The following is a 26,928-nucleotide window of genomic DNA, read 5'->3' on the forward strand; positions in this document are numbered from 1 at the left end:
CACGAACCGGACTCGAGAAAGCTGAAGGCCTCAGTTCACCTTGCCGTTGGAGCAGGTCGTCTGCGCCGCGGAGTTGCCCTTGATGGTGTCTGGCAGCGCGACGACGTTCTCCGGCGTCGCGTTCGGGTCCGGCGTCGCGCTCGGGTCGACAGGCGTCTGCGTGGGGCCGGGATCGGTGACGATCACGCCCTCACGATCGGAGTTCTGGTGGGTGACCTGCAGCTGCGCGTTCGCGTTGATCGCGTCCCACATCGCCTGAGCAGCCGACTTGTTCGGGACGACACGGTTCTTGTCATCCGGATCGGTGTTCGTCGGATACTGCAGGAAGACGATGTCTTCGTACTTGACGGACTTGAGCGCCAGCGCGATCTGAACGATCTTCATCGGGTCCGCGAGGGACTCGCTCGGCTCGAGGTTGTCGATCGCGGTCGTCGCGAGCTTCAACATCACCGGGACGTTGCCCAGCGTCTCGCCGCTGATGAGCTTCTTCGCGAGGTTCGTCATGTACTGCTGCTGGTTGCCGATGCGACCGAGGTCGCTCCCATCGCCGACACCGTGCCGCGTCCGAAGGAACTGCAGCGCTTGCAGGCCCTGCAGCGTGTGCGTCCCCGCGGGAAGGTTGAGGCTCGTGTACTTGTCTCGGATGGGCGAGGCGAGGCAGACGTCGACGCCGCCGATCGCGTTGGTGATCTCGATGACTCCACCGAAGGTGACGGATGCCGCGAACTGGACTTCCTGTCCGGTCAACTCCGAGATCGTCTTCACGACGCAGTTCAGTCCGCCGTCGGTGTAGGAGGTGTTGATCTGCTGCTTGCTCATCTCCGAATGAGTCTTGCCCGCGGCATCCTCGCACTGCGGGATGCGAACCATGAGGTCGCGCGGGAAACTGACGACCGTGACTCGGCGCGGTGCGTCCGACACGTGCACGAGGAGGTTCACGTCATTGAGCGTGCCCTCGGAGTCCTTGCCGGTGCAGCGGGCGCCGAAGTACTGCTTGTAGGCGTCCTCGCAGGTGTCGACGCCCGTGAGCACCAGGTTGAAGCCGCCCTCGTAGGCGCCGATGTCCGGCGGAAGCTCCTTCTGCCCCTCCAGCTCGACGGCGTTCGCGCTGACCGTGCTCGTGAGGTCGTAGATCACGTAACCCGCCACAGCGATGCCGCTGACGAGCACGACCGAGAGGCCGATCGCGATGAACGTCAGAAGCTGGCTGATCGGCCCTGGCGTGCGCAACTGCCCGTGGCGTGCGATGGTACGACGGCGTCGGGTGCTCTTACTCACTCGGGGCCTTTCGGTTCTGGGTGATGCTCGCCCTCCCCGGCGGCGCATCCCTCATGAAGCGGAGAGTAAGGGAACCGGTGGTCCGCCTGCGGCGGTCCTCCTCACGAATCCCACTCAGCCAATCGGTGGCTGAGCGGCCACCCTTCGGGCGACCTCACAGCCACCAGCGGAGGGTAAGGGATTCGAACCCTTGAGACATTTCTGCCCACTGGTTTTCAAGACCAGCTCCATCGGCCGCTCGGACAACCCTCCCGACAGACGAATCTGCCGACAAGCCGTGAGTCTAGCCGAGTTCTATTCTCCGGCGTTGACCTGGGCGGGGGCTGGAAGCGTGTTCAGGGCGCGTGCCAGCCCTCCGTCGATCACGTCCAGGGTCACCTCGCCCGCCGCATCCTTCACTTCTGCGGGCGCCTGTCCCATCGCCACCGCACGCCCGCCGACCGACTGCGACCAGGTGAACATGCCGATGTCGTTCCGGCCGTCACCCGCGACCAGCACCCGCTCGCCGTCGAAGCCGAGCTCGCCGCGCACCCGCTCGAGCGCCGTGCCCTTGTCGACGCCGTTCGGAGCGATGTCGAGCCAGGCGGTCCAGCCGATCGCGTAGGACACCTCGTTGAGGCCGGCATCCGCGACCAGTCGGTGGAAGTCCTCTTCGTCGTGCCCCGGCGAGACGACGACGATGCGCGACACAGGCTCGTCCGCGAGCTCCTCGAACGTGACCTGTCGTCCGCCGTCGAGCGTCCAGTCGTCCAGCTGCTGCGTGTACAGGCGCTGTCCTGACCCGAGCTCCACCATGTAGCGCGCCTCGGGGAGGCGATCCTGGAGCAGCGCGAGGACGGGCGACGGATCGAAGGTCTCCACGTTCCATCTGATCCATTCGCCGTCGACCATGCGCATGGTGACCGCGCCGTTCGAGCACACCACGAACTCCGGGGTCAGCTCCAGCTCCTCGACGTAGCGTCGGGTCGCCATCCAGCTGCGACCAGTGGCGATCGTGACCTCATGACCGGCGTCGCGCAGACGGGCGACGGCCTCGGGCACGCCGGGGCTCATCGTCTCGTCCTGCAGCAGGATGGTTCCATCGACGTCGAGGCCGATGAGCCAGGGAGCGGTCACGCCACGGGCTCCAGCACTTCGAGGCCGCCCAGGTAAGGCCTGAGCACTTCGGGCACACGCACCGAGCCGTCGGCCTGCTGGTGCGTCTCGAGGATCGCGACGATCCAGCGCGTCGTGGCGAGGGTGCCGTTCAGTGTGGCCACCGGAGCCGTCTTGGCACCGTCCTCCGGACGGTGGCGGACGTCGAGACGCCGCGCCTGAAAGGTCGTGCAGTTCGACGTCGAGGTGAGCTCGCGGAAGGCACCCTGCGTGGGCACCCATGCCTCGATGTCGTACTTGCGCGCCGCGCTCGATCCGAGATCGCCGGCAGCCACGTCGATCACCCGGTAGGCGAGGCCGAGCGAGGTCAGCATCTCCTCCTGGAGCGCCACGAGGCGAAGGTGCTCGGCCTCGGCATCCTCAGGGGTCGTGTAGACGAACATCTCCAGCTTGTTGAACTGGTGCACGCGGATGATGCCGCGGGTGTCCTTCCCGTATGAACCTGCCTCACGGCGGTAGCAGGTCGACCATCCTGCGTAGCGGAGGGCGCCCTTCGACAGATCGACGATCTCGTCCTTGTGGTAGCCGGCGAGAGCGACCTCGCTGGTACCCACCAGATAGAGGTCGTCGTCCTTGTCGAGGTGGTACACCTCATCGGCGTGAGCGCCGAGGAATCCGGTGCCCTGCATGATCTCCGGACGCACGAGCGTCGGGGTGATCAGCGGCACGAAGTCGTTCTGCAGCGCCTTGTCGAGCGCGAGGTTCATCAGCGCGATCTCCAGACGCGCTCCGACGCCGCGCAGGAAGTAGAAGCGCGAGCCGGAGACCTTGACGCCGCGCTCCATGTCGATGGCCCCGAGGATCTCGCCGATCTCGAGGTGGTCGCGGGGCTCGAAGTCGAAGGCGGGCACCTCGCCGACGCGGCGCAGCTCGACGAAGTCGGCCTCGCCGCCGGCGGGCACGCCGTCGATCACGACGTTCTCGATGCGCGCGAGCGCAGCGGATGCCGCCTCAGCCGCCTCGTTGGCGACGACCTGCGCCTGCTTGACGCGATCGGACAGGTCCTTCACCTGCGCGACGAGAGCGGCCTTCTCGTCCTTGGGCGCCTTCGCCACCTGCTTGCCGAACGCGTTCTGCTCCGCGCGCAGATCCTCGAACGCGGAAAGCGCCGCGCGGCGCGATCGATCGGCCTCGAGAGCCGCATCCACGGTCGACTGGTCGTTTCCACGGGCAGCCTGTGAGCGGCGGACGATCTCGGGATTGTCACGAAGAAGAGCGAGGTCGATCATCCACCAATTCTACGGGTGCGATTCCGGGCGCCTCGCCTGTCACAACTCCGCCCGTTCGTCGTCTTCCCCCGTAGAGACCTGCACCCGGCCGGTCTCGCACGAAAGGACACCCCGTGACCACTTCCGTCACCGCCCTCGATCAGCTCAACCTCGCGTTCGCCGAGCGCTTCAACGCCCGTGACCTCGACGGCCTCATGGCCCTCAACGCTCCCGGCGTCGTCTTCGTGCCCGCGCCGGGCCAGCCGGTCACCGGCGACGCCGCTGTGCGCGGAGCCCTCGAGCAGTTCCTGGGGCTGAACCTGCCGATCACCATGACCGTCCGCCGCGCCTTCGAGGCCGGTGGCGTGGGTCTCGCCGTCGCCGACTGGACCATCACCGGCACCGGCCCCGACGGATCCGAGATCGCTCTCGCCGGCACGACGGCTGACGTCGCCGTGTACGACGAGGAGCACGGCTGGCGCTACGTCGTCGACAACCCCTTCGGCACGGTCTGAACGGATGCTGAGGGGCCGGCGTCACCGGCCCCTCAGTCTGCCTCCATGCCCGATCTCCGGCACGCGGTCAGAGCCTTGCGCGCGCGGGAGATGCGCTGGCGGGCGGTCGCCGGTGCGATGCCGAGACGCTCCGCGACCTGGGCCGTGGTGAGGCCGTCGACCGCTGTCAGCAGGAGCGGCTCCCTGAGCGTCTCCGGAAGCGCGTGCAGCGCGGCGAGCGCACCGTCGAGGAAGGTCCGGATCTCGACGGTCCCCGCCACGTCGGCGTCATCCGGGGTGTCCTCATCGAGAGGCGCGTCCGGCCGCCGGGCCCGCAGCCGCGCCAGGTCGATCGCGGCGTTGCGGGCGATGGTGTCCAGCCACGAGCACATCTGCCCGGGCTCCGGTCGCTCCAGGTGCTCGATTCCCCTCCAGGCACGGAGGAGGGTGAGCTGGGCGACGTCGTCGGCATCGTCGACGGGGACGCCCAGGGAGATGCTCCGTCGCCGCAGGCGCTCGGGCTCCCCCTCGATCATGCTGGTCAGCAGCGTGCGACGCGCATCGTCCATCCCGGTCCTCCGCCTCTCCGGTCGCGGCGAGGGCGGCCGATCGTCGGGATTAGAGTAGCGCCATGACGAAGCGCTCTTCCGCACGCCGCCAGGCCGCACTCGTCTACAACCCCATCAAGGTCGACGAGAAGCGCCTCCGCGCGACCGTCCGCGACCTGTCGAGGGACCTCGGGTGGGAGCATCCGGCCTTCTACCCCACGACCGTCGAGGATGCCGGCCAGGGGGCGACGGCCCAGGCGCTGGCGCGCGGCGTCGACGTCGTCCTCGTCGCAGGCGGCGACGGCACGGTGCGAGCGGTCGCCGAGGCGATCGCGAACACGGGCGTGCCGCTCGCGATCCTCCCGAGCGGCACGGGGAACCTCCTCGCCAGGAATCTGGGTCTGCCGCTCGCCGACCCGGCGGAGATGGTGCGCGCCGCCCTCGGGGAGAACCGGCATCCCATCGACATCGGCTGGGCCAGGGTCACCAGAGCCGACGGCGAGGAGACCGAGCATGCGTTCGTCGTGCTCGCGGGGATCGGGCTCGACGCCGACATGATCGCGAACACCCGTGCAGATCTGAAGAAGTCCGTCGGGTGGATCGCCTACGTCGACGGAGCTGCACGCTCGCTCGCGACGGCAGAGCCCTTCCGCGCGGTGTTCCAGGTGGATGACGGACGGCTGCACACGACGAAGGTGCAGAGCATCCTGTTCGCCAACTGCGGCACTCTCCCCGCCGGCATCGCGCTGATCCCCGACGCGTCGATCACCGACGGCACGCTCGACATCGCGGTCATCCAGCCCAGCGGCGCGTTCGGCTGGCTCGGGGTCTGGCGCAAGATCTGGTGGGACAACTCCGTGCTCCGCCGGTTCCGCGCGGGCCGACGAGTGCTCGAGCGGCGGGGCAAGGACGCGTCCGTGCACTACTTCAGCGGGATCGCCGCCGAGGCCGCCGCCGCGACACCCATCCCGATCGAGCTGGACGGCGACGAGTTCGGCGAGGCGGCGAGGATCACCTGCCGCGTCGACCCCGGCGCGCTTCTTCTCGCGCTCCCTGCCGGACACCCGATCCACGCGCTCTGACGGGCGCGCTCACGCAGCGCCATGCCGCGCCGCGCCGCGATCGAGGATGCCGCTGGTTCGCGCCGACCGTCGGTCAGCGCACCGACACGGTTCCGTCGAGCCCGCCGCCCGACAGAGTGAGCGTGAACGCGTCGTCGTCCACGGCGTCGTCGCCGAAGTCGAGGATGGTCGCGCGCGGCGCCATGTCCATGGTGCAGACCTGGGTGTCGTCCGTGACGAACGTGACGGTGCCGGCCGCACCGGAGCCTTCGAGGGAGTCGACGACCGGCGGGCAGCTCGACGAGCCCCACGTGAGCAGGACGAGTGCGCCGTCATCGATCCATCCCGCAGAAGGTGTGTAGTCGGTCGAGGAACCGGGGATGCCGGTCAGCGCCGCGTCGCCGTCGAGGTCGACGTCGTCGGTCACCGCGCCGTACGTCACGTTCAGAGTGATGTCCTTGGTCGGGTCGACGCCCTCCGGGAACGCGCCGATGCTGGCACGGGGGGCGAGGTCGGCCGTGCAGGCCTTCTCCGTGGCCCCGTCGGACTGCACGTCCACGAGGGTGACCGTGACGGTCTGCCCCTGAGCGGAGACCTGATCGACCTGCGGGACACAGGTCGACGATCCCCTGGTCACGACGGCGAACATGCGCCCCTCGTCGAGCAGCGCGCCTTCGATGTCGTCGAGATCGTCGCCCGGTGCGGTCGATCCCGCAGACGGCGCCGAAGAGCTCGTCGGCGTGCTCGCCCCGGGCGTCGAGGTGCACCCCACGACGAGCAGCGCGGCGGTGAGGACGGACAGGGCGGCGATGACACGAGTGGGGGACGTCATGCTGACAGGCTACCCGTCGTGATATTTCCCCCGTACCCCCTAGTTCCAGGGGGGACTCTCGACGCCGCTACTGCAGGGCGGACGTGAGCCTGGCGAGGTTGTCGAGCACCGTCGAGCGGAGGGGCTGCTGCATCCATTCCTCCAGCGTGAGCTCGCGGCTCAGCGCGCGGTACTGGGCCTCGACCTCGCGCATCTCCGCGACGAATTCCTCGCCGCGCACGAGCATCGAGACCTCGAGGTTCAGACCGAAGGACCGCATGTCCATGTTGCTCGACCCGATGACGGCCACCTGGTCGTCGATCGTGAGGCTCTTGGTGTGCAGGATGTACGGCTTGCGGTACATCCAGATGCGCACCCCGGCCTTGAGGAGCACCTCGTAGTAGCTGCGCTGGGCGTGATAGACCATCGCCTGATCGCCCTCTTCGGAGACGAACAGCTCGACGTCGACGCCGCGATCGACCGCCGCCGTGACCGCGAGCAGCAGCGCCTCATCCGGCACGAAGTACGGGCTGACGATCATGATCTTCTCTTTGGCCGCGTAGAGCAGGCCGAGGAACAGCCGGAGGTTGTTCTCCACCTCGAACCCGGGTCCCGAGGGCACGACCTGGCAGTCGAGATCGCCCGAACCCGTCTCGGCGTGCGTGATGTCGATCTCCTGCAGCACCGTGTCGGTCTCGCTGTACCAGTCGCTCAGGAAGATGGCGTTCACGCTCAGCACCACCGGGCCGTCGATGCGCACCATCAGGTCGACCCAGTGCAGGCCGCGCTTGATGTTCTTGGGCAGGTTGTACGTCGAGTCGGTGACGTTCTGCGATCCGAGGAACGCCACACGGCCGTCGACCACGAGGAGCTTGCGGTGGTTGCGCAGATCGGGCCTCTGCATCTTGCCCTTGAGCGGCTGCACCGGCAGCATCAGATGCCAGTCGGCGCCCATCTCGTTGAGTCTCCGGATGGTCTGGCGGTACCGCGGCTTCCAGCGGTTCGCCCAGTGATCGAGCAGCACCCGCACCTGCACTCCGCGGGCCGCCACCTCCTCGAGCGCGCGGAAGAAGTTGTCGGTCGCCGCGTCTGACTGCAGGATGTAGAACTCGACGTGGACGTACTCCCGGGCGAGACGGATCTCGTCGGCCATCGCGTCGAGCGACTCCTGGTACTCCGAGATCAGGTGCGCGCCGTTGTCTCCGGAGATCGGCAGCGCCCCGAGAGCCTGGTTCATCTCGACGAGGGGCGGGAACCAGCTGGGCGCATTCGGCCGGAGCGTGCCGAAGTGCAGCTGCTCGCTGGTCTCGTGGATGTACTCGTTGATCTGGTCCTGCTTGCGGCGGCGGGCACGAGGCAGCCGCGGGTTGCCGATGAGGAGGAAGAGGAACACGCCGATGAAGGGGATGAAGAACACCGCGAGCAGCCAGGCCATCGCCGCGGTGGGGCGCCTGTTGCGCGGGATGACGATGATCGCGGTGATGCGGATCGCGAGATCGAGCGCGACCAGGAAGGCGGCGACCCACCATCCCCATGCCTCGGCGCTCATGCACTGCCCTCTCGGCGAGTCGTCACTGCGGCGGACATCGCCTCAGTGGGCACCGCGGAGGGTGCTCGCTTCACAGTAGCCGATGCTGCGGACGTTGCTCAGGTGCGGGGCGGGAGTCCGCGCGCGGCGCGCTCTTCGGCCTCGATCTTCGCGTGCACCCGCCGCTCGGTGCGGTCGAACCGGAGGATGCCGCGGATCACGAAGTAGAAGACGGTGCACACGGCGATGGTCGGCAGAATCGACCAGGCAGCCGTGAGCCAGAAGTTCTCCATGCACCCATGGTACGCGAGCCACTCTTCGCTCACATTCGAGGGCCCTCAGCTTTCTCATCCACAATGGCCTCTCCCGACGCCACGCGATGCTGCGGCCGAGCACACTCTGGGGATGACCACGATCCTCCGTGCATCCGATTCCGCCGAGTTCCTCGGCATCGTCCCCGTCCTCGCCGGCTTCACGCCCACGCGGAGCATCGTCCTGCTCCCGTTCATCGGAGCCAGAGCGTACGGCGCGATGCGCCTCGACCTCCCCGACGACGAGTCGGATCCGGCGACGTACGCCGCGGCCGCCATCGGCCTGGTCACGAGGGTGGATGGCGTGGACGGGGTGGCCATCGTCGTCTACCCGGACGACGGCCCTGCGCGAACCGGAGACGGGCTCGTGCTCCCGCTCGGTGTACAGGTCGACGAGCTCATCGGAAGCGCGGACGACGCCGGGCTGCGCATCGTGGACGCGCTGTGCGTCTGCGCGGGCGGGTGGGCGAGCTACCTCGACGACGATCCGGAGCTGGCGCCCACCGCTCCCTCCCCGACGGCGCCCCTGGTGGGAGACGTCTCCGGCGACCAGCTGGCGGGCGTCGATCTCCCCCGCGCAGACCTGGGCGAGAAGGAACGCGTCGGACGTGCCCTTCTCGACGTGGCCGAGATCCTCGACAGGGGGAAGCACGGCCCCCTGACCGGGCGGGAGAATCCGCAGGCGATCGCGGCGATCGCCATGCTCGAGGATCTCCCGGAGTTCTTCGAGCTCCTGCTGGACGCCCCGGAGTCTCAGCCCGCGTTCGCCACCGCCGCGCTGCTGTGGTGCCTCGCTCGACCGGTCTTCCGTGACGTCGCTCTCACGCAGTGGGCGAGCGATCGGCGAGGGGGCGTGCGCACGCTGTCGGCGCAGCTGGCCTTCTCCGGCACCGGCCGGATGGTCCCCGACGACCTCACCGGCATCTTCCTCGGCCGCGGGCCGACACCCGACCCCGACCGGCTGCGTCTCGCGCTCGCAGTGGTGCGGCTGGCAGCCGCCAGAGCGCCGCGAGAGCTGCGCCCCGGGCCCCTCACGGCGGCGGCTTGGCTGTCGTGGGCGCTCGGGCGCTCCACTCACGCGGCGCACTACCTCGATCTGGTGCGCAGCATCGATCCGCAGCACGGGCTCGCCGAACTGCTGAACGCGATCGTCTCCGACGGGCTCCTGCCCGAGTGGGCGTTCCGACGCGGAGCGGGGCGTCCTACTTGACCAGCGGGAACAGGATCGTCTCGCGGATGCCGAGACCGGTGATCGCCATGAGCAGGCGATCGATGCCCATGCCCATGCCACCGGACGGCGGCATGGCGTGCTCCAGGGCGCGCAGGAACTCCTCGTCGACCGGCATCGCCTCGACGTCGCCGCGCGCCGCGAGCTTCGCCTGCTCGACGAAGCGCTCGCGCTGGATCACAGGGTCGACCAGCTCGGAGTATCCCGTGGCGAGTTCGAATCCGCGGATGTACAGATCCCACTTCTCCACGACGCCGTCGATCGCGCGGTGCTCGCGCACGAGCGGCGACGTGTCGACGGGGAAGTCCATCACGAACGTCGGGCGCACGAGGTCGCCCTTCACGAAGTGCTCCCACAGCTCCTCGACCCACTTGCCATGGGTCGGCTGCGAGACGGAGAGACCGTCGTTCCCGTCAGGGCTGACGATCATGGCGGAGATCTCTTCGAGCTCGCCGACCGTCGTTTCCGGCGTGATTACCGGAGGATGCTGGTCCAACGACCACCAGTTTTCGATCGCCTGGTTGAGCGACTCGTACATCGAGATGCGGTCCCACTCTCCGCCCAGGTCGTACTCGGTGCCGTCGGCCCACGTCACCGTCGTCGATCCGGCGACCGCGACGGCTGCGTTCTGCACGAGTTCCTGGGTGAGGGCGGCCATCTGGTTGTAGTCGCCGTACGCCTGGTACGCCTCGAGCATCGCGAACTCGGGGCTGTGCGTGGAGTCGGCGCCCTCGTTGCGGAAGTTGCGGTTGATCTCGTAGACCCGCTCGATGCCGCCGACGACGGCGCGCTTCAGGTAGAGCTCAGGGGCGATGCGCAGGTAGAGCTCGGTGTCGAAGGCGTTCGAGTGCGTGATGAACGGACGAGCGGAGGCCCCGCCGTGCTGCACCTGCAGCATGGGGGTCTCGACCTCGAGGTAGTCGTGTGACGTGAACGTCGCACGCAGGCTCGCGTTCACGGCCGCACGGGCGCGCACGGTGGTGCGGGCCTGCTCGCGGACGATCAGGTCGAGATAGCGGCTCCGGACACGACCCTCCTCACTGAGCTCGGAGTAGGCGTTCGGCAGCGGCAGGATCGCCTTCGAGGCGATGGACCAGTCGTCCGCCATGATCGACAGCTCTCCGCGGCGGCTGGAGATGACCTCTCCGTGCACGAACACGTGGTCGCCGAGGTCGACGTACTCCTTCCAGTCCGCGAGCGACTCCTCGCCGACGTTCGCGAGGGAGACCATCGCCTGGATGCGCGTGCCGTCGCCGGCCTGCAGCGTCGCGAAGCAGAGCTTGCCGGTGTTGCGGCTGAACACCACACGTCCGGCGACGCCGACGACGACGCCGGTCTCGGCGCCGGCCTCGAGCTCGCCGTACTCGGCACGCAGCGCGGGGATCGAGTGCGTCACGGGGACCCCGACCGGGAAGGCTCCACCGCCGGCATCCGCACGCTTCGCGATCAGGCGCTCACGCTTGGCGAGGCGCACCGCCTTCTGCTCATGGATGTCTTCGTCGTTGGTCGCAGGGTTCTGCTCGGGCGCGGCGGACGCGTCAGTCATGTGCGGGGCTCCTTGAAAGTCCCCTCCAGTTTACCGGCGCGCGGTCGCCTGCCCGCAGCCTCAGTCGATAGCCTCGGAACATGGCCGCACCCCGCCTCGCCCACGCCGCCGCTGTGATCGCCCTGGCGTTGGCAGGGCTGCTCTGGTCGATGCCCGCAACGGCCTCGGCATCCCCCTCCGCCGAGCGCGCCCCGGACGTGGCCGCCATGTCGATCCCGCAGTCGCTTCCCTCTGCAAGGGACGACGTCGACGACTTCTCCTATGCCTCCTGGGACACCCGGATGGAGCTCGGCATCGACGACGAGGGGCGCGCACGGCTGCATGCGACGGAGACCCTCACCGCGCGTTTTCCCGAGACCGACCAGAACCGGGGCATCGTCCGCGGGATCCCGATGACCTACGAGAACGCCGGGCTCGATCTCCGCATACTCTCCGTGACCGACGGCAGGGGCGCAGACGTACCCTTCGAGACCGACGAGGACGACGGCGTGCTCTTCGTCCTCACCGGAGACGACTCCTACGTGCACGGCCTGACCACCTACGTCGTCGAGTACGAGATGCGCGATGTGATCCTGCACCGCGCCGACGGGCGCGCCGACGAGTTCTACTGGGACCTGCTGCCGCTCGACAGCACGCAGCCGATCGAGTCGTTCCACGCGGAGATCGACCTCGATGAGGCGTTGACCTCGCAGCTCACGGGCAGTACGCGCTGCTACGTCGGCCGTTCGGGGTCGACCGATGAGTGCACGCTCGGCCGCGACGGCGGGCGGTTCACGGTCGAGACCGGAGCACTCGCAGCGGGCGAGGGCGTCACCGTGGCGATCGGCTTCGAACCGGGCGCCGTCGCGCAGCCTTCGGCCAGGACCCCGAACCACACCACCGACACCGTCCCGGGCATCGCGGCGCTCGGAGCCGCGGGCCTCTCGGTCGGCAGCTGGTTCGCCGTGTCAGCCTTCACGCGATCGCGGCGCCGGGCGAGCGGCATCGTCGTCGCCCAGTACGACGTCCCAGACGCGCTGCCCCCGCTTCTCGCTGCGACCATCGTCCCCGGCGCCAAGGACACCATCCCCGCGGAGATCGTGCATCTCGCCGTGCGCGGCACCCTGCGGATCGAGGAGGGCGCGCCCGACCCCGTGCTGCGGAGACTGCCCGGCGCGCGAATCCCGGATCCGCTCGACGTCGACGCCCTCGACGCCCTGTTCTCCGATGCGGATGATGCCGGGGTGGTCGCGCTGCCGACGAGCAGCGAGACGTTCGCGGCGAGGATGACGGCGCTGACGACATCGGGAACGGAGGCCGCCAGCGCGCGGGGCCTCACCACCAAGGCGCGCAGCCGCGGCGCCGTGATCCTGCAGTGGTGTGCGAACGGGGTGGCCGCCGTCGGCTTCGCGCTCGCGCTCTGGGGAGTGGTCAGTGGGCGGATCACGGCCGTGCCCGCCCTCGTGGCGATGTGCTTCGCCCTCTTCGTCGTGCTCGTGTCGAGCATCTACTCGTTCACACGGCACACGGTGCTGACCCCCGAAGGCGCCGAGAGGCACGAGTATCTGATGGGCGTGCGCGAGTTCATCCGCGTCGCCGAAGCCGATCGCCTCCGGATGCTGCAGTCCTACTCCGGCGCCGAGCGGCGGCAGGATGGCAGCGCGAACGTGATCGTCGTCTACGAGCGGCTCCTCCCCTACGCGATGCTGTTCGGCATGGAGCGCGAATGGGGCCAGGTGCTCGAATCCGTGTACGCCTACGAGCGGCACGGCGCCTCCTGGATCGGCGATCCCACCGCGCCGTTCGTGTACTCGCAGCTCTCCGCGTTCGCGGCGACGTCGCAGGCGGCCGCCTCGTACTCCGCACCGAGCGCGAGCGGATCCTCGAGCGCGGGAGGCTCCTTCGGCGGCGGCTTCTCGGGCGGAGGAGGCGGAGGAGGCTTCTCGGGAGGCCGCTGAGCGGCGGCCTCGGCCCTTCGGCGCGGCATCCGCCGCTCAGCGCGGCATACGTTCCTCGGCATGACGCACGTACTCCGCGCGTCATCCCTCGATGGTCAGCGCGATGTCCGTCAGCGCGCTGCGCGTACCGGGCTCACCGCAGAGGACTCAGATCAGCGGAGACGGATCGGATGCCTCGCGCAGCGCCCGCTCCACGGTGGACTGCACCAGCGCCGAGAGGTATCCCCCGGGGTTCTCGATGCCGATCTCCCGGAGCCGTCCGGTCGACTGGCCGATGAGCGACCGCGAGAACTCCGTCACGGCGACGATCGCATCCGCGTACGCCTCACGGTCGGACTCACCGACCACGACCGGCTCGCACCCCATCTCGACGGCGAGCGCCTGCGCGATCGGGAGGACGGGAGCGGGCGCGGTCACGGCGGCATACCCCGCCTGCAGCTGCCGGAGGTCGATCGACGTCCCGGTGAACGTGATGGCCGGATGCACGGCGAGCGGGATCGCGCCGCGCTCGGCCGCGGGACGCAGCACCTCGATGCCGTAGGCCGGGTCGGTGTGCAGGACCAGCTGACCGATCTGCCAGCCGTCGAGCTCGGCGATCCCCGCGACGAGGGCGGGAAGCTGATCGTGCGGCACTGCGATCACCACGAGCTCGCTGCGGCGGACCACGTCGAGCGCATCGAGTACCGGGACGCCGGGGAGCACCGCCGACGCGCGTTCGTCGTCGGAGCCACTCGTCATCCCGGTCACCGCGTGACCGGCACCGGCGAGCGCCGCGCCGATCACCGGTCCGACTCGCCCGGCGCCGATGATCCCGACGCCGAGGCGTCCGTCGCGGCGCAGGGGGTCACTCATCGGTCGATGCGGGCGGGACGACGGGCGGGGCCGGCGGGACGACGTGTTCCGGCGCAACCGGAGCCCCGGACGGAGCGACGTATGCCGGCGGAACCGGAGCGACCGGAGGAACCCGCGGCGCCGCGTACGTCGGCGGAGCAACCGGCGGCGCCGGGGGGACCGCATACGTCGGCGGAACCGGGGCCGTCGCGGTCGCGGGCGGAGGCACCGGGGTGCCCGACGTGGTCGACGGGGTGCCGGGGTACACGTACGGCGGCGGAACCGGAGCCGTACCGGGCGGAACCGGCGGCGCCGGGGTCGTCGAAGACGCCACGGGAGCGCCGGGGATGTACGGCGGCGGTGTCGGCGGCATCCCGGAACCCGCTGGTGCGTACGCGGGCGGGACGGCAACAGCATCCGGGGCGTGCTCTCCCCAGCGGTGGCTGTGATCGCGGGAGGCGGCGAGCACGGCCGCCCGGCTCACACCGTTGATGAGGTCGAGCGCGTCGGCTCTCTCGAGCCCCGACAGCAGGCCGGTGATCGGCCCCTGCACGGAATGCACCTGCGCGCCGGAGACGCGCTGCGCGCGGTCGATCGGCCCCTGCGACAGCGAGACGCCCTGCAGCCGGGCCAACGGGAAGATCGCGAGCTTGCGCCAGACCGTTCCTCTGCGCAGCAGCAGGCCGAAGTCCGTGACCGCGTAGCCGTGCCGCTTCCACGACACCGGTCGACGCCACCAGGCGCGGGCGGGCATGGTGCGGTAGGGGTCCCCGGCCACCGGGCCGAGGATGCCGTGCTCCCAGACCAGCGGGATGTCGGCGACGGGGGCGTCGGGGAGGATCAGCCCGAGCACACGCTCGACATCGGCCCGCTTGCCCACGGGGAGCACGATGTTGAACTGCTGCGCGCTGCCCGACTGCTGCTGCGCCGCGCTCTTGCCGCCCATGCGGTTGATCTTGATCGTCCACCAGCCGAACGGGCGCCACAGCAGCGACTGCGACACCTCGACCGCGAAGATGCGGCCGGGCGGCAGCGTCTCGGTGACCGTGGTGAGCAGGCCGTAGGTGATGCGCACGCCGTCGGGCGTGGGGGCGATCGAATAGCGCAGCGACTTGGAGATCTGCGCCCAGGTGATGCCGACCACGGCGATCACCATGGGGATGCCGATGCCCAATCCCACGCCGAGCCCGATGACCGAGGTGATCGGCTGCCCGTCGATGAGGCCGCCGATGAAGATGCCGCCGGTCGCGACGAGCAGGATGATGACGAAGAACGCCACCCACAGCAGGCTCGAGATGAGCTGCGAGCCGACGAGACGACCGGTCGGGATCTTCACGACGCTCTCGGGAGCGACGTCGGCGAGGTCGACACCGGCGATGAGTCCGGTGACGCCGTGGTTCACCGATCCGACGAACTGGGCGCGAGCCGACGACGGCGCCGCCGCGGCATCCGCCACCGGCCTTCCGGACGCGGCGTCCACGGCCGCCTGCCTCGCCGCGCGTGCACCGGAGGCGAGACGCAGGATGTCGCTGCGCACCGACTCCGCACGGGTGGTGGCGAGGTACTCGAGGTCGACGTTCGCATCGGTGCCGGCGCCGACGACCTCGAGCTTCGCGAGGCCGATGATGCGGGCGGGGAACGGACGGGTCAGGTTCACGCCCTGCACGCGGTCGAGCGGCGCCCGGCGGTGCGAGCGGAAGATGATGCCCTTGCGCACCTCGACGTGGTCGCCGGTGATGCGGAACTGCTGGAATCGCCAGATCACCCAGAAGATCGCCATGAGCACGACCACCAGGGCGAGGACGGACAGCAGCGCGATGATCGCCAGGTTGTTCGACAGCACCCAGTCGACGGGGTCGCCGCCGTTGTACTGGTCGTAGTGCGCGTCGGGCTCGAAGAGGTCGACCACCCAGGTGATGAGCCTGTCGCGCAGGTTCGCGATCAGGAAGCCGCCGATGATGAGAAGCGCCAGCCCGCCCTTGAAGAGCGGGGTGAGCGGGTGCATCCGATGCCACTCGCCGTCGGCGAGGGAGTCGCTCGCTGCGGGGCCCGTGGTCTGCGCCTGGGCGGGGAACTGCTCGCTCACAGGCCGGTCCGGCGGGTCTCGGCCACCTCGATGAGCGTGTCGCGGAGTGCCTCCGCCGCCGCCTGCGTGAGACCGGGGATCTGCACGCCCGTGGTCGCCGCAGCCGTGACCATCTTCAACTGCGAGATCCCGAAGGCGCGGTCGAGCGGTCCCTGCGTGATGTCGACGAGCTGCATGCGCCCGTAGGGCACCGCGATCATCCGCTGCCACAGGATGCCCTTGCGGAACACGATGTCGTCGTCGCGCAGCATGTAGCCGATCGCCCGCGCCTGCCTCGGCAGGATGATGAGCGTGATGAGGGTGATGACGACGATCACCGCTCCGGGGATGAGCGCCCAGAGCTGTCCGAGGACGAACGCCAGCACGAGAGCGGCGATCACCACGATGGCGATGAAGATCAGGTTCTGCACGATCTGCGACACGACGTAGCGCGGGGAGATCTGGTGCCACACGCCGTCGAGCTCCAGCCGCGACTCGCTGCGTGTCGTGCGCAGCGCCGTGTAGGTGCCCTGGTCGAGGGCGCCGCCGTCAGTGACTGCCGCCGAACTCAGGGGAGCCGGGATCAGGGGAGGGTTCTCGGGGTTCTGAGTCATCAGGATCCTTCGGAAGAGTGCAGAACTGTTCGGCGATGAGCGAGGCGATCACGAGCACGACCGCGCTCGCGATCAGGGCGATCATCGCCACAGTCGACCCTACCTGTGGATCTATCGGGCGGGACAGGAGGAACACCAGCAGTCCCGCGCCGAATCCGGCCATGATCGCGCCGAGCAGGCTCGATGCGCGGGCCAGGGTCACGGCGCGCGTCGCGCGGAACGGATCGATGCGGATGCCCGTCCGCACGCTCCGCCGCACCGGCCATGCCAGCGCGAGCGCCGCGGCGCCGACGATCACGAGGAGGACGGGCAGCAGCAGAGACGGGGTGAAGGTCACCCTCCCCATCGCGGTGAGCACCTGGTCGACGAGGAACCCCGCCCCCGCGCCGACGAGCGCGAGCACGACGAGGACGCCGGCGGAGGTGCGCCTCATGCGCTCCCCTGCCTGCGCAGCGTGGCGGCGAGGTCGGCGATGCGTCCGTGGCCGGAGAGCACGGCGTCTGGGTCGAGATCGAGCCAGGGGTCGAGCACGAACAGCCGCTCGGCGGCGCGAGGATGCGGCAGCTGGAGGTTCGGCTCGTCGGAGGACTCGTCGCCGTAGGCGATCAGGTCGAGGTCGAGCGTGCGGTCGCCCCAGCGCACCTGGCGCTCGCGCCCGTTCTCGTCTTCGATCGCGTGCAGCATGCCGAGCAGGATGCTCGGGGCGAGACGGGTCGTGACCAGCGCTACGGCGTTGACGTAGCCCGGCGCTTCGGGGTCGGGGCCGTCCAGGGTCAGGGCGACCGTCTCGTGCAGAGGAGACAGGCGCACGTCGCTCACCAGAGGCAGTCGCGCGATCCGCTCCGCCGCCTTCCTGATGGTGCCCTCGCGGTCGCCCAGGTTCGCGCCGAAGGCGACGACGGCGACGGCATCCGCCCTCCCCTCGCGGGGGACGGTGATGTCGGGCGGGATGGTGAGGTTGCGGCTCATGATGCGGAGAACTCCACGGCGGATTCGGGGCGGGACCGGCGGACGGTCACCGAGACGTCGGAGAACGTGAGCGGGATGGGAGCGTGCGGCTTGTGCACGGTGACGGTCGCGAACAGGACCCGCGGATCCTCGAGCGCGACGTCGGCGATGCGAGCGGCGAGGGTCTCGATGAGGTTCACGGGCTCGCCGGCGACGACGGCGGCGATCTTCTCGGCGAGCTCTCCGTAGTGCACGGTGTCGGCGACGTCGTCGGATGCCGCGGCCGGCCCCAGCGGCAGGTTCAGTCGCACGTCGATGGTGAACTCCTGTCCGTCCCGGCGCTCGTGCTCGTAGACGCCGTGCCGGCCGAACACCGTGAGCCCGGTGAGGGCGATCTCGTCGATGGGGAACATGGGGGTCTATCCTTCCCAGGCGTGCGCGATCGCGAGCGCATCCCGCGTCGCGGCCACGTCGTGGACGCGCACCGCCCAGACGCCCGCGCGGGCCGCGAGGGCGCTCGTGACGGCGGTCGCGAGGTCTCGCCGCGTCTCCGTGATCGGCTCACCCTGGTCGAGGGTCTCAGCGAGGAACCTCTTGCGCGAGGTTCCGATGAGCACGCGGGGTCCGAGTGCGACGATCTCGTCGAGCCCGCGCAGCACGTCCCAATTCTGCTGGCCGGCCTTCGCGAAGCCGACGCCGGGGTCGATGATGAGGCGCGACGGCGCGATGCCGGATGCCGCGGCCTCCCCCATGCGCTCCTGGAGCTCTCCTGCCACCTCGCGCGCGACGCGGCGGTACTCGGCGTTGGCGTACATGTCCGCGGAGAACCCGCGCCAGTGTCCGATCGCGTAGTCGGCGCCGGACTCGGCGACGGCCGCGCGCATCTCCGGGTCGGCGAGCCCGCCGGAGACGTCGTTGACGATCCGCGCTCCCGCCCGCACCGCCGCAGCGGCGGTCGACGCATTGAGCGTGTCGATGCTCACGGGCGCACCCGCGGCGGTGAGCTGCTCGATGACCGGGATCACGCGCGCCTGCTCGACCTCCGGGGTCACGCGGTCGGCACCCGGTCGCGTCGATTCGCCGCCGACGTCGAGCACGGTCGCCCCCTCGGCGCGCAGACGCAGACCGTGCGCGACCGCCCGCTCGACGTCGAGGTAGCGTCCGCCGTCGCTGAACGAGTCCGGAGTGACGTTGACGATCCCCCAGATGCCGGTCATTCCGCGCCCCGGCCGATCAGGGCGATGAGCTCGGTGCGGGCCACGGCATCCGTGTACTCCCCGCGGGCCGCGATCGTGAGGGTCGTCGCCTCCGGCTGACGTCCGCCGCGCATCGTGACGCAGCCGTGGCTGGCGTCGAGGACGACGAGAACGCCACGGGTGTCGAGATGCTCGGCGATGGTGTCGGCGATCTGCTCGCCCAGCCGCTCCTGCACCTGGGGGCGGGCGGCGAGGATCTCGACCACCCGCACGAGGGCGCCGAGCCCGACGACCTGCTCTCCGGGGAGGTAGGCGATGTGGGCGTGCCCTGCGAACGGCAGCAGGTGGTGCTCGCAGACGGAGCGGAATCGGATGTCGCGCAGCAGCACGGCGCCAGAGGGCAGGGTGTCGGGCGCAGGCCCCCTCGTCACGCTGATCGTGCGCGCGAGGGGCTCGGCGGGGTCTTCTCCCACGCCTGCGAAGAACTCCGAGTACAGCTCCGCCATCCGCGACGGGGTCTGCTTGAGGCCCGGTCGGTCAGGATCCTCGCCGATCGCCTCGAGAAGCTCATGAGTGAGGCGTGCGACGCGTTCCCGGTCGACGGCCACGGTCACGCCGTCGCAGGTCGTGCGTGACCGGCACCTGCCGTTCCCGGCTGCGTGCGAGGCGCAGCGGACGGCGCCTCGACGGATGCCGCGAGCGAGACGTCCTTCTTGGGCACCTCGATCGGCGGACGCTCCGACACGGGGCGATCGTCGCTCGACAGCCACAGCGGACGCTCGGGGAGCTTCTGCACCTCGGTGAAGATCTCCGCGATGCGGTTGTGGTCGAGGGTCTCCTCCTCGAGCAGCGCGAGGGCGAGCTTGTCGAGGATGTCGCGGTTCGCGCTGATCACCTGGTAGGCCTCGTTGTGCGCCTGCTCGATGAGGGCGCGCACCTCGGCGTCGACCCGCTGGGCGATCGTCTCGGAGTACTCGCGGCCACGGCCCATGTCGCGGCCGGCGAAGGGCTCGCCGCCCTCGGTGCCGAGCTTGACCGGACCGAGCTCGGTCGTCATGCCGTACTCGAGCACCATCTTGCGAGCGATCGAGGTCGCCTTCTCGATGTCGTTCGAGGCGCCGGTGGTGGGGTCGTGGAACACGATCTCCTCGGCGACGCGACCGCCCATGGCGTAGGTCAGCTGATCCTGCAGCTCGTTGCGGGTGACGGAGTACTTGTCGTCCAGCGGCAGCACCATCGTGTAGCCGAGCGCCTTGCCGCGGGGCAGGATCGTGATCTTGGTGACGGGGTCGGTGTAGTTCATGGCCGCGGCTGCGAGGGCGTGGCCGCCCTCGTGGTACGCGGTGATGAGCTTCTCCTTGTCCTTCATCACGCGGGTGCGCCGCTGCGGACCGGCGATCACGCGGTCGATGGCCTCGTCGAGGGCGCGGTTGTCGACCAGCTGCGCGTTCGAGCGGGCGGTCAGCAGGGCCGCCTCGTTCAGGACGTTGGCGAGGTCGGCTCCGGTGAAGCCGGGGGTCTTGCGGGCGACGACCTCGAGATCGACGCTCTGCGCGAGCGGCTTGCCCTTGGCGTGCACCTCGAGGATGCGCTGGCGGCCCTTGAGGTCGGGGGCGTCGACGCCGATCTGGCGGTCGAAACGGCCGGGCCGCAGGAGCGCGGGGTCGAGGATGTCGGGGCGGTTCGTCGCTGCGATCACGATGACGTTCGCGTTCGGGTCGAAGCCGTCCATCTCGACGAGCATCTGGTTGAGCGTCTGCTCGCGCTCGTCGTTTCCGCCGCCGAGCCCGGCGCCGCGGTGGCGTCCGACGGCGTCGATCTCGTCGATGAAGATGATGGCCGGGGAGTTCTCCTTGGCCACGTTGAACAGGTCGCGGACGCGGGACGCTCCGACGCCGACGAACATCTCGACGAAGTCCGAACCGGAGATCGAGTAGAAGGGGGCGCCTGCCTCGCCGGCGACGGCGCGGGCGAGCAGCGTCTTTCCGGTTCCGGGAGGGCCGTACAGCAGCACGCCCTTCGGGATGCGGGCGCCGATGGCCTGGAACTTGGCCGGGTCCTGCAGGAACTCCTTGATCTCGTGGAGCTCCTCGATCGCCTCGTCGGCGCCGGCGACGTCGGCGAAGGTGACCGTCGGGGTCTCCTTGTTGACGAGTTTGGCCTTGGACTTGCCGAACTGCATGACCTTGCCGCCGCCGCCCTGCATCGAGGAGAGCAGCCACCAGAACAGCAGGCCGAGCAGGAGCATCGGGATCAGGAGCGAGAGGAAGCCGTCGAACCAGCTGGCGCGCGGAACGGCGTCGTCGAAGCCCTTCTTCGGGTCGGCCTTGTCGATCGCGGCGACCACGTCTGCCGCGCGGGCGTCGACGTAGTAGAACTGCACCGACTCCGAGCCCTCGAACGGCTTCGAGAGCGTCATGTCGACGCGCTGATCGCCGTCGGTGTTGACCACCTCGGTGACGGTCTCGCCGGCGAGCAGCTTGAGACCCTCCTGCGTGGTGATCTGCTTCGGGGCGCCGAGGTTCGAGATCAGCAGGAAGCCGCCGAAGAGCAGCAGACCGATCAGGGCTACGTAGATCAGCGGATTCCGGGTGAGCTTCTTCACATCCATGATCGGATCAGCGTATCGCGCGAGCGCTTGGTGCCTGCTGTGCGTTCACCCACGGCGTACCGGCCTCCGCAGAGCACGGCTCGGCGGGGCAGTCGGCGCCATCGCGCCACGACGCCGGTCAGCTGTAGACGTGGGGCGCGAGCACCGCGACGTCGCGCAGGTTGCGGTAGCGCTCGTCGTAGTCGAGGCCGTATCCGACGACGAAGTCGGTGGGGATGTCGAAGCCCACGTACTTGCAGTCGATGACGACCTTCGCCGCCTCCGGCTTGCGCAGCAGGGCGAGCACCTCGATCGACTCGGCTCCGCGCGATCCGAAGTTCTCCAGCAGCCAGCTCAGGGTCAGTCCGGAGTCGATGATGTCCTCGACGATCAGGACGTGCTTGCCGTTCAGGTCGCTGTCGAGGTCCTTGCGGATCTGCACGACGCCGCTCGACTTCGTGCTGGCTCCGTAGCTCGACACCGCCATCCAGTCCATCGGCGCGTGGAACGGCAGCGCCCTGGCGAAGTCGGCCATGACCATCACCGCGCCCTTGAGCACGCCGACGAGGAGCAGATCCTTGCCCTCGTAGTCCACGGCGACCTTCGCTGCGAGCTCGTCGAGCTTGGCGATGATCTGCTCCTCAGTGACGAGGATCTGGGCAAGGTCGTCCTGGATGTCCGCGGCGCGCATGGATCGATTTTAGGTGAAGGGATCGGGTGTCGAGTCCAGTGGCATCCGATCCCGCGTCGCGCGGCCCTGCATCGACCGGGATCGGCCGCGGATTCCGGTCGTGATGTATCGGGTCGCGTATACCCGCACCCCGTTCTTCCGCACTACTGTGAGCCTTGAGACGGGCGGACGCCCACAGACGGAAGGATTCACCATGGCCCTCGACGACATCCTCGCGCAGGTCCCGATCGACGACATCGCGGAGAAGCTCGGGGTCTCCCCCGACGTCGCCAAGGCCGCCGTGGAGCAGGGCGGCGCCGTGCTGCTGAGCGGACTTGCGAAGAACGCCTCCACGGAGGAGGGCTCCTCCGCCATCGAGAACGCGCTGAAGCGTCACGAGGGCTCCGCCGGCGCGACCAAGGTCGATGACATCGACCAGGCGGACGGCGGCAAGATCGTGTCGCACATCCTCGGCGCCAAGCAGCAGGAGGTCACCGAGAAGCTCACGACCTCGAAGGAGACCGCCGGCATCGACTTCGGCAAGCTCCTGCCGATCCTCGCGCCGATCATCATGGGCCTGATCGCCAACGCCAACAAGGGCAAGGCGGAGACGTCGGATGCCGGCGCACAGCAGTCCGGCGGACTGGGCGACATCATCGGCGGTCTCCTCGGCGGTGGCGGCAACGGTGCGAGCACCGGCGGCATCGGCGACATCATCGGCGGTCTGCTGGGCGGCGGCAGCGGCTCGTCCGGCGGCGGCATCGGCGACCTGCTCGGCGGCCTCTTCGGCGGCAAGAAGTAGGACTCCCCTCCCCTCGCGCCCCGGTCGCCTGGCGGTCCGGGTCGCCGAGCGAGGGAACGCAGCGACAGAGACGAAACGCCTCACCCGACGTCGAACGTCAGGTGAGGCGTTTCGTCTGCGTCCGCTCAGCGACCGGATGCCGTGAACACGATGCGCCCGCCGACACGGGTGGCGGAGCATCCGGGCAGGTCGATGGGCCCCTGCCCTGACCAGTCCGTCGCGAGACGGGCGACCTCGACGGTCTGCGTGCGGGTGAGGCTCGCGCCGAACTCGCTGTCGACGACGAGGCGGATGATGCGGTTCCGCAGCGCGGCGGGGTTGGCCGCGAGCGCCGCGACGCTCACCGAGATGCCGGCCTCTGCGTGCTCGACGATGTCCTCGATCGTCTCGTGGATCATCTCGTCGAAGGCCTCTGCGTCCTCCCGCAGCTGCTCCGCGGTGCGCGCGAGGGCCTCGGCGATGCCTGGTCCGAGCTCGGACTCGAGAACCGGGAGCACGCGTTCCCGCACACGGACCCGGGCGAAGCGGCTCTCGGAGTTGTGCGGATCGTCCCAGAACTCGATGTCGGATGCCGTGCAGAACGCGCGCGTCGTCTCACGGCGCACACCGAGCAGCGGGCGGATCCAGCGCAGACCGTCGTCGTCCTCGCGCACCGGGGCCATGCCCTGCAGGCTGGTCGCCCCCGACCCTCTCGCGAGGCCGAGCAGCACGGTCTCCGCCTGGTCGTCGAGGGTGTGGCCGAGGAGCACAGCGGCAGCGGCGACGTCGGACGCGGCATCCCGCAGCACCCGATGACGCGCATCACGAGCCGCCGCCTCCGGCCCCCCTTCCTCGCCCACCTCGACCCTCACGACGAGCGGATCGAGACCGAGCCCCGCTGCGGTCTTCGCTGCGCGGAGGGCGACGGCATCCGACCCCTCCTGCAGTCCGTGGTCGACGGTGAGGGATGCGGCGCGCAGACCGAGCTTCGGCGCTTCGAAGCCGACGGCCGCGGCGAGCGCGAGCGAGTCGGCGCCGCCGGAGAGGGCGACGATGACCGTCGCTCCTTCAGGCAGCTCTGCGAGCGCGGTGCGCACGGCGAGGCGGATCTCGGCGACAGCGGGTGGGAGCGACGGCACTCCTCCACGCTAGGGCACGCACCCGGCATCCGCGCGTCCGTCTCCGCACGGGAAGCGCGCGGACTAGTCTGACGCCGTGGCAGATCACAGCGGCATGAGGACTTTCACGACCGAGCGGTTCAAGGCGTTCGTCGACGCGGTCGTCGCCATCGCGATGACGCTTCTCATCCTTCCCCTCATGGAATCGGTGTCGGAGGCGGCATCCGGGCACCTCGGCACGGCGGAGTTCCTGTCCGAGCACTCCGGCCAGCTGCTCAGCTTCGGGCTGAGCTTCCTCCTCATCGCGACGTTCTGGATGGGCCACCACCGGCAGTACCGCGACGTCGAGCTGATCACCGCGCCCCTGCTGTGGATCAACGTCGCCTGGATGGCCACGATCGTGTGGCTGCCCGTGCCCACCGCCATGATCGGCCAGATGGACACCGATCCGCTGCAGGCCGTGGTCTACATCGGAACGCTCATCATGACCCAGGTCACGACCCTCGCCGGCTGGATCTATCTGTCGCGCCACCCCGAGCTGACGACGGCGCCGGCAGACACGCTGCGTGCGGGGGTGATCGGCGATGTCACGGCGATCATCCTGTTCGCGGGGGCGCTCCTGATCGCGGTGCTCGCGTCCCCCAACGGCTACGTGGGGCTGTTCCTGCTGCTCCTGAGCGATCCCGTGAGCCGTCTGCTGAGCCGCCTCTCGCGACGGCGCACTCCCCCGTCCTCCCCCGCGACGGGGACCGACGCCTAGACCGAGCGGGGCCGACTCTGCGTGAGCGCGCGGCCCGAGTAGGCTGGTCCGCGGCATCCAACCGTCTTTTCTGAGGAGCACACGCATGGGCGCACACGACGCCGTCATCGAGATCCCGCGCGGCAGCCGCGTGAAGTACGAGGTCGACCACGAGACCGGGCGAGTGCACCTCGACCGCGTGCTCTACACGACCTTCGGGTACCCGGCCGACTACGGCTACTTTGACAACACCCTCGGCGAGGACGGCGACCCGCTCGACGTGCTCGTGCTCCTCGACCACGCGATCTACCCCGGCGTCGTCGTCGAGGTCCGCCCCGTCGCCGTGCTCAAGATGAGCGACGAGGCCGGTGGCGACGACAAGCTGGTGGCGGTGCTGTCGAAGGACCCCCGCTGGGCGCACATCCAGGACATCGGCGACATCGCCGAGTACACGAAGAAGGAGATCGCGCACTTCTTCGAGCACTACAAGGACCTCGAGCCCAACAAGTGGGTCAAGGTCGACGAGTGGGGCGACGCCGCCGAGGCGCAGCGCATCCTCGACGAGGCGATCGTCCGTTTCGGCGAGCAGGGCCATTGACCCTCGACGTCTAAACGAAGAGAAGACCCCCGGTTCCGCTCAGCGGCCGGGGGTCTTCTCTTCGTTCATGAGGTCTGCGCCTGTGAGGCGGGTGTTCAGACCGAGATGCCGCGCTGGGCGAGGAAGTCGATCGGGTTGACCGTGCCGCCGTTGATGTACACCTCGAAGTGCAGGTGGCAGCCCGCCGAGTTGCCGGTGTTGCCTGCGTAGGCGATGACCTGTCCGGCGCTGACCTGCTGGCCGCGGCCGACGGCGAAGCCGCCCGGCTTGATGTGCGCGTAGCCGGTGCCGACGCCGCCGCCGTGCTGGATGCGGATGTAGTTGCCGTAGCCGCCGTTGGGGCCGGCGAAGTCGACCGTCCCGGCGTGGGCCGCGTAGATCGCCGCGCCACAGCCGTTGGCGATGTCGACGCCACGGTGGAACGTCGAGCATCCGCTGCAGGGCGCAGGACGCGAGCCGTAGCCGGCACTGCGGTGGCCGCCGTGCGGGCGGACCCAGCCGCCGGTTCCAGGGGTTCCCCCGGTACCGCCGCCGCCTCCGCCGCCCCCGCCGTTGTTGCCGGCGGCTGCAGCTGCGGCCTCCGCGGCTTCGCGACGCTTGCGCTCCTCCTCGGCGACGCGGACACCCTCCTGGTAGCCGGCGACGGTGGTCGCCGTCTGGTCCTTGAGGGCGGCCAGCTGAGCCTGCATCGTGGCGAGGTTGGCCGTCTGCTCGTCGAGCGCCGCCTGCGCGGCATCCGCTGCGGCCTGCGCCTCGAGCATCTTCTGCTCGGCGAGCTTCTGCAGGCGATCGCGCTCGTTGCGCGCGACCTCGGCCTGATCGCTCAGCGACTGCGCGGTGTTGCGCGCCTTCACGGCGGTCTCGTACACCGTCTGGGTGTAGCCGTATACCTTGTCCATCGTGCCGAGGCGCGAGAGGAGATCGTCGGCGTTCGCGGCAGACCCTGCGAAGAAGAGCTCGAGAGACGTGTCGTCTCCGCCGTCGCGGTAGAGCTGGGTGGCGACCTGAGCGGCCTTGCGCTCGGCCTCCGTCGCGGTGGCCGCCTGCGTGTCAGCCTGGCTCTGCAGCTCGTCGGCCTTGGTGGCGGCGTCGAAGAACGCCTGCTGGGCGTCGTAGAACTCCTGGCCGGCCTTCTCGGCGGCGGCCTGGGTCTCGGCGACCTTCTGCGTCAGACCGTCGATGAGCCCCTGGATGCGGGTGACCTCCGCGGCCTTGGACGATTCGCTCGCCATGGCGCGCTGCACGTCGTCCCAGCTCGGATACGAGGCCGCATACGCAGCGGAGACGCCCGACGACACCCCGAACGCGCTGAGGGCGACGGCACTGAGCACGCCGATCCCGAGGGCGTTGCGACGGGTGATCGAGCCGTTCTTCCAGAAGGCACGGCTTTCGGCGGGCGTGGGTGCGCACCCGCAGTCGACGGATGCCGCTTCCGCAGCATCCGCCATAGATGGCTTGTCGTTCACACGGCCCCTTCCGCCGGTTTCACTCATGCCACACTAACAACAACTTTCACATCCGCAACAGGGTGTGGAGCAGGTTCGCGGGCATGGTGAACACCCCCATCGTCCTCCCGAACACGCCCGGGCGGAAGCAGACTCGCCCTCGATTCGCGATTTGCCTGAAACATCCCTTATGCTTGAGCGTCGGCAAGGAAGTCCCCCGGGACAGAC

The 26,928-nt window shown here is 69.4% G+C and carries 27 protein-coding genes and 1 tRNA gene; 7 read left to right on the plus strand and 21 right to left on the minus strand.

The features are described 5' to 3' along the window. Nucleotides 1–30 precede the first annotated feature (30 nt). From LC438_RS15800 to serS, 4 genes are all read right to left on the minus strand, one after another. Nucleotides 31–1,278 carry an LCP family protein gene (locus LC438_RS15800; RefSeq protein WP_105674844.1) on the minus strand — a complete coding sequence of 416 codons (1,248 nt, stop codon included), beginning with the start codon at nt 1,276–1,278 and terminating at the stop codon, nt 31–33. Nucleotides 1,279–1,445: 167 nt separating this feature from the next. Continuing rightward, a tRNA-Ser gene (locus tag LC438_RS15805) sits at nt 1,446–1,530 on the minus strand. 42 nt (nt 1,531–1,572) lie between these two features. Beyond that, entirely contained in the window at nt 1,573–2,394 is an 822-nt protein-coding gene (locus LC438_RS15810) for an HAD family hydrolase (protein WP_223587144.1), read from the minus strand. Next, a complete protein-coding gene (serS, locus tag LC438_RS15815; protein WP_105674847.1) occupies nt 2,391–3,662 on the minus strand; it encodes a serine--tRNA ligase in 1,272 nt (423 codons plus the stop codon). Before serS ends, LC438_RS15810 begins: the two co-directional genes overlap by 4 nt. Nucleotides 3,663–3,775: 113 nt before the next feature. Between serS and LC438_RS15820 the strand changes: the two genes are divergently transcribed. Next, entirely contained in the window at nt 3,776–4,156 is a 381-nt protein-coding gene (locus LC438_RS15820) for a nuclear transport factor 2 family protein (protein WP_223587145.1), read from the plus strand. A 32-nt stretch (nt 4,157–4,188) separates the two neighbouring features. Here the strand turns inward: LC438_RS15820 and LC438_RS15825 are convergent, their stop codons facing one another. After that, nucleotides 4,189–4,704, minus strand: coding sequence for an RNA polymerase sigma factor (locus LC438_RS15825; protein ID WP_105674851.1), 516 nt, complete (start codon nt 4,702–4,704; stop codon nt 4,189–4,191). 62 nt (nt 4,705–4,766) lie between these two features. Between LC438_RS15825 and LC438_RS15830 the strand changes: the two genes are divergently transcribed. Then, a complete protein-coding gene (locus LC438_RS15830; protein WP_105674853.1) occupies nt 4,767–5,765 on the plus strand; it encodes a diacylglycerol kinase family protein in 999 nt (332 codons plus the stop codon). Between the two features lie 73 nt (nt 5,766–5,838). Here LC438_RS15830 and LC438_RS15835 read toward each other — a convergent pair whose 3' ends face one another. From LC438_RS15835 to LC438_RS15845, 3 genes are all read right to left on the minus strand, one after another. Further along, the gene (locus tag LC438_RS15835; protein WP_223587146.1) at nt 5,839–6,576 is read right to left on the minus strand and encodes a hypothetical protein; all 738 of its coding nucleotides are present in this window, start codon (nt 6,574–6,576) and stop codon (nt 5,839–5,841) included. Nucleotides 6,577–6,643: 67 nt separating this feature from the next. After that, nucleotides 6,644–8,104 carry a cardiolipin synthase gene (cls, locus tag LC438_RS15840; RefSeq protein WP_105674857.1) on the minus strand — a complete coding sequence of 487 codons (1,461 nt, stop codon included), beginning with the start codon at nt 8,102–8,104 and terminating at the stop codon, nt 6,644–6,646. Between the two features lie 98 nt (nt 8,105–8,202). Beyond that, nucleotides 8,203–8,376, minus strand: a complete 174-nt coding sequence (locus LC438_RS15845; protein ID WP_181155902.1) for a hypothetical protein — start codon at nt 8,374–8,376, stop codon at nt 8,203–8,205. A gap of 112 nt (nt 8,377–8,488) precedes the next feature. Here LC438_RS15845 and LC438_RS15850 point away from each other — a divergent pair, with 112 nt between their 5' ends. Continuing rightward, the gene (locus LC438_RS15850) at nt 8,489–9,604 is read left to right on the plus strand and encodes a DUF4192 family protein (protein ID WP_223587147.1); all 1,116 of its coding nucleotides are present in this window, start codon (nt 8,489–8,491) and stop codon (nt 9,602–9,604) included. Here LC438_RS15850 and lysS read toward each other — a convergent pair. After that, the gene (gene lysS / locus LC438_RS15855) at nt 9,597–11,168 is read right to left on the minus strand and encodes a lysine--tRNA ligase (RefSeq protein ID WP_223587148.1); all 1,572 of its coding nucleotides are present in this window, start codon (nt 11,166–11,168) and stop codon (nt 9,597–9,599) included. The two genes, LC438_RS15850 and lysS, sit on opposite strands and share 8 nt — an antisense overlap. A gap of 80 nt (nt 11,169–11,248) precedes the next feature. Between lysS and LC438_RS15860 the strand changes: the two genes are divergently transcribed. Continuing rightward, nucleotides 11,249–13,105, plus strand: coding sequence for a DUF2207 domain-containing protein (locus LC438_RS15860; protein WP_223587149.1), 1,857 nt, complete (start codon nt 11,249–11,251; stop codon nt 13,103–13,105). Nucleotides 13,106–13,252: 147 nt separating this feature from the next. Here the strand turns inward: LC438_RS15860 and LC438_RS15865 are convergent, their stop codons facing one another. From LC438_RS15865 to hpt, 10 genes are all read right to left on the minus strand, one after another. Then, the gene (locus LC438_RS15865; RefSeq protein ID WP_223587150.1) at nt 13,253–13,957 is read right to left on the minus strand and encodes a DUF2520 domain-containing protein; all 705 of its coding nucleotides are present in this window, start codon (nt 13,955–13,957) and stop codon (nt 13,253–13,255) included. Next, on the minus strand, nt 13,950–16,022 hold the full coding sequence (locus LC438_RS15870) for a PH domain-containing protein (protein ID WP_223587151.1): 2,073 nt from the start codon (nt 16,020–16,022) through the stop codon (nt 13,950–13,952). The genes LC438_RS15865 and LC438_RS15870 overlap by 8 nt, the downstream gene beginning before the upstream one ends. After that, the gene (locus LC438_RS15875) at nt 16,019–16,615 is read right to left on the minus strand and encodes a PH domain-containing protein (protein WP_105674867.1); all 597 of its coding nucleotides are present in this window, start codon (nt 16,613–16,615) and stop codon (nt 16,019–16,021) included. Before LC438_RS15875 ends, LC438_RS15870 begins: the two co-directional genes overlap by 4 nt. Next, the gene (locus tag LC438_RS15880) at nt 16,551–17,048 is read right to left on the minus strand and encodes a DUF3180 domain-containing protein (RefSeq protein ID WP_223587152.1); all 498 of its coding nucleotides are present in this window, start codon (nt 17,046–17,048) and stop codon (nt 16,551–16,553) included. Before LC438_RS15880 ends, LC438_RS15875 begins: the two co-directional genes overlap by 65 nt. After that, a complete protein-coding gene (gene folK, locus LC438_RS15885; RefSeq protein WP_105674871.1) occupies nt 17,045–17,584 on the minus strand; it encodes a 2-amino-4-hydroxy-6-hydroxymethyldihydropteridine diphosphokinase in 540 nt (179 codons plus the stop codon). Before folK ends, LC438_RS15880 begins: the two co-directional genes overlap by 4 nt. After that, nucleotides 17,581–17,976 (minus strand): dihydroneopterin aldolase, encoded by a 396-nt coding sequence (gene folB / locus LC438_RS15890; protein ID WP_105674873.1) that lies wholly within the window; start codon nt 17,974–17,976, stop codon nt 17,581–17,583. The genes folK and folB overlap by 4 nt, the downstream gene beginning before the upstream one ends. Nucleotides 17,977–17,982: 6 nt before the next feature. After that, on the minus strand, nt 17,983–18,780 hold the full coding sequence (gene folP / locus LC438_RS15895; RefSeq protein WP_105674875.1) for a dihydropteroate synthase: 798 nt from the start codon (nt 18,778–18,780) through the stop codon (nt 17,983–17,985). Continuing rightward, the gene (gene folE / locus LC438_RS15900; protein ID WP_105674901.1) at nt 18,777–19,367 is read right to left on the minus strand and encodes a GTP cyclohydrolase I; all 591 of its coding nucleotides are present in this window, start codon (nt 19,365–19,367) and stop codon (nt 18,777–18,779) included. The genes folP and folE overlap by 4 nt, the downstream gene beginning before the upstream one ends. A gap of 2 nt (nt 19,368–19,369) precedes the next feature. Beyond that, the gene (ftsH, locus tag LC438_RS15905) at nt 19,370–21,370 is read right to left on the minus strand and encodes an ATP-dependent zinc metalloprotease FtsH (protein WP_223587153.1); all 2,001 of its coding nucleotides are present in this window, start codon (nt 21,368–21,370) and stop codon (nt 19,370–19,372) included. A gap of 118 nt (nt 21,371–21,488) precedes the next feature. Further along, nucleotides 21,489–22,040: a hypoxanthine phosphoribosyltransferase gene (gene hpt / locus LC438_RS15910; protein WP_105674879.1), complete on the minus strand. Its 552-nt coding sequence runs from the start codon at nt 22,038–22,040 to the stop codon at nt 21,489–21,491. A 193-nt stretch (nt 22,041–22,233) separates the two neighbouring features. On the opposite strand from hpt, the gene LC438_RS15915 reads away from it, so the two are divergent. After that, complete coding sequence (locus LC438_RS15915) at nt 22,234–22,821, plus strand: DUF937 domain-containing protein (RefSeq protein ID WP_105674881.1); 588 nt, start codon at nt 22,234–22,236, stop codon at nt 22,819–22,821. Nucleotides 22,822–22,946: 125 nt separating this feature from the next. Here the strand turns inward: LC438_RS15915 and tilS are convergent, their stop codons facing one another. Continuing rightward, nucleotides 22,947–23,939, minus strand: a complete 993-nt coding sequence (gene tilS, locus LC438_RS15920) for a tRNA lysidine(34) synthetase TilS (RefSeq protein WP_105674883.1) — start codon at nt 23,937–23,939, stop codon at nt 22,947–22,949. 76 nt (nt 23,940–24,015) lie between these two features. On the opposite strand from tilS, the gene LC438_RS15925 reads away from it, so the two are divergent. Beyond that, nucleotides 24,016–24,678, plus strand: coding sequence for a TMEM175 family protein (locus LC438_RS15925; RefSeq protein WP_223587154.1), 663 nt, complete (start codon nt 24,016–24,018; stop codon nt 24,676–24,678). A gap of 85 nt (nt 24,679–24,763) precedes the next feature. Continuing rightward, nucleotides 24,764–25,255 (plus strand): inorganic diphosphatase, encoded by a 492-nt coding sequence (locus tag LC438_RS15930; protein ID WP_060926386.1) that lies wholly within the window; start codon nt 24,764–24,766, stop codon nt 25,253–25,255. Between the two features lie 95 nt (nt 25,256–25,350). Here LC438_RS15930 and LC438_RS15935 read toward each other — a convergent pair whose 3' ends face one another. Continuing rightward, on the minus strand, nt 25,351–26,703 hold the full coding sequence (locus LC438_RS15935) for a M23 family metallopeptidase (protein WP_223587155.1): 1,353 nt from the start codon (nt 26,701–26,703) through the stop codon (nt 25,351–25,353). Nucleotides 26,704–26,928: the final 225 nt, after the last annotated feature.

The organism is Microbacterium sp. OVT16B (assembly GCF_019969705.1).
Taxonomy (GTDB): Bacteria; Actinomycetota; Actinomycetes; order Actinomycetales; family Microbacteriaceae; genus Microbacterium; species Microbacterium natoriense.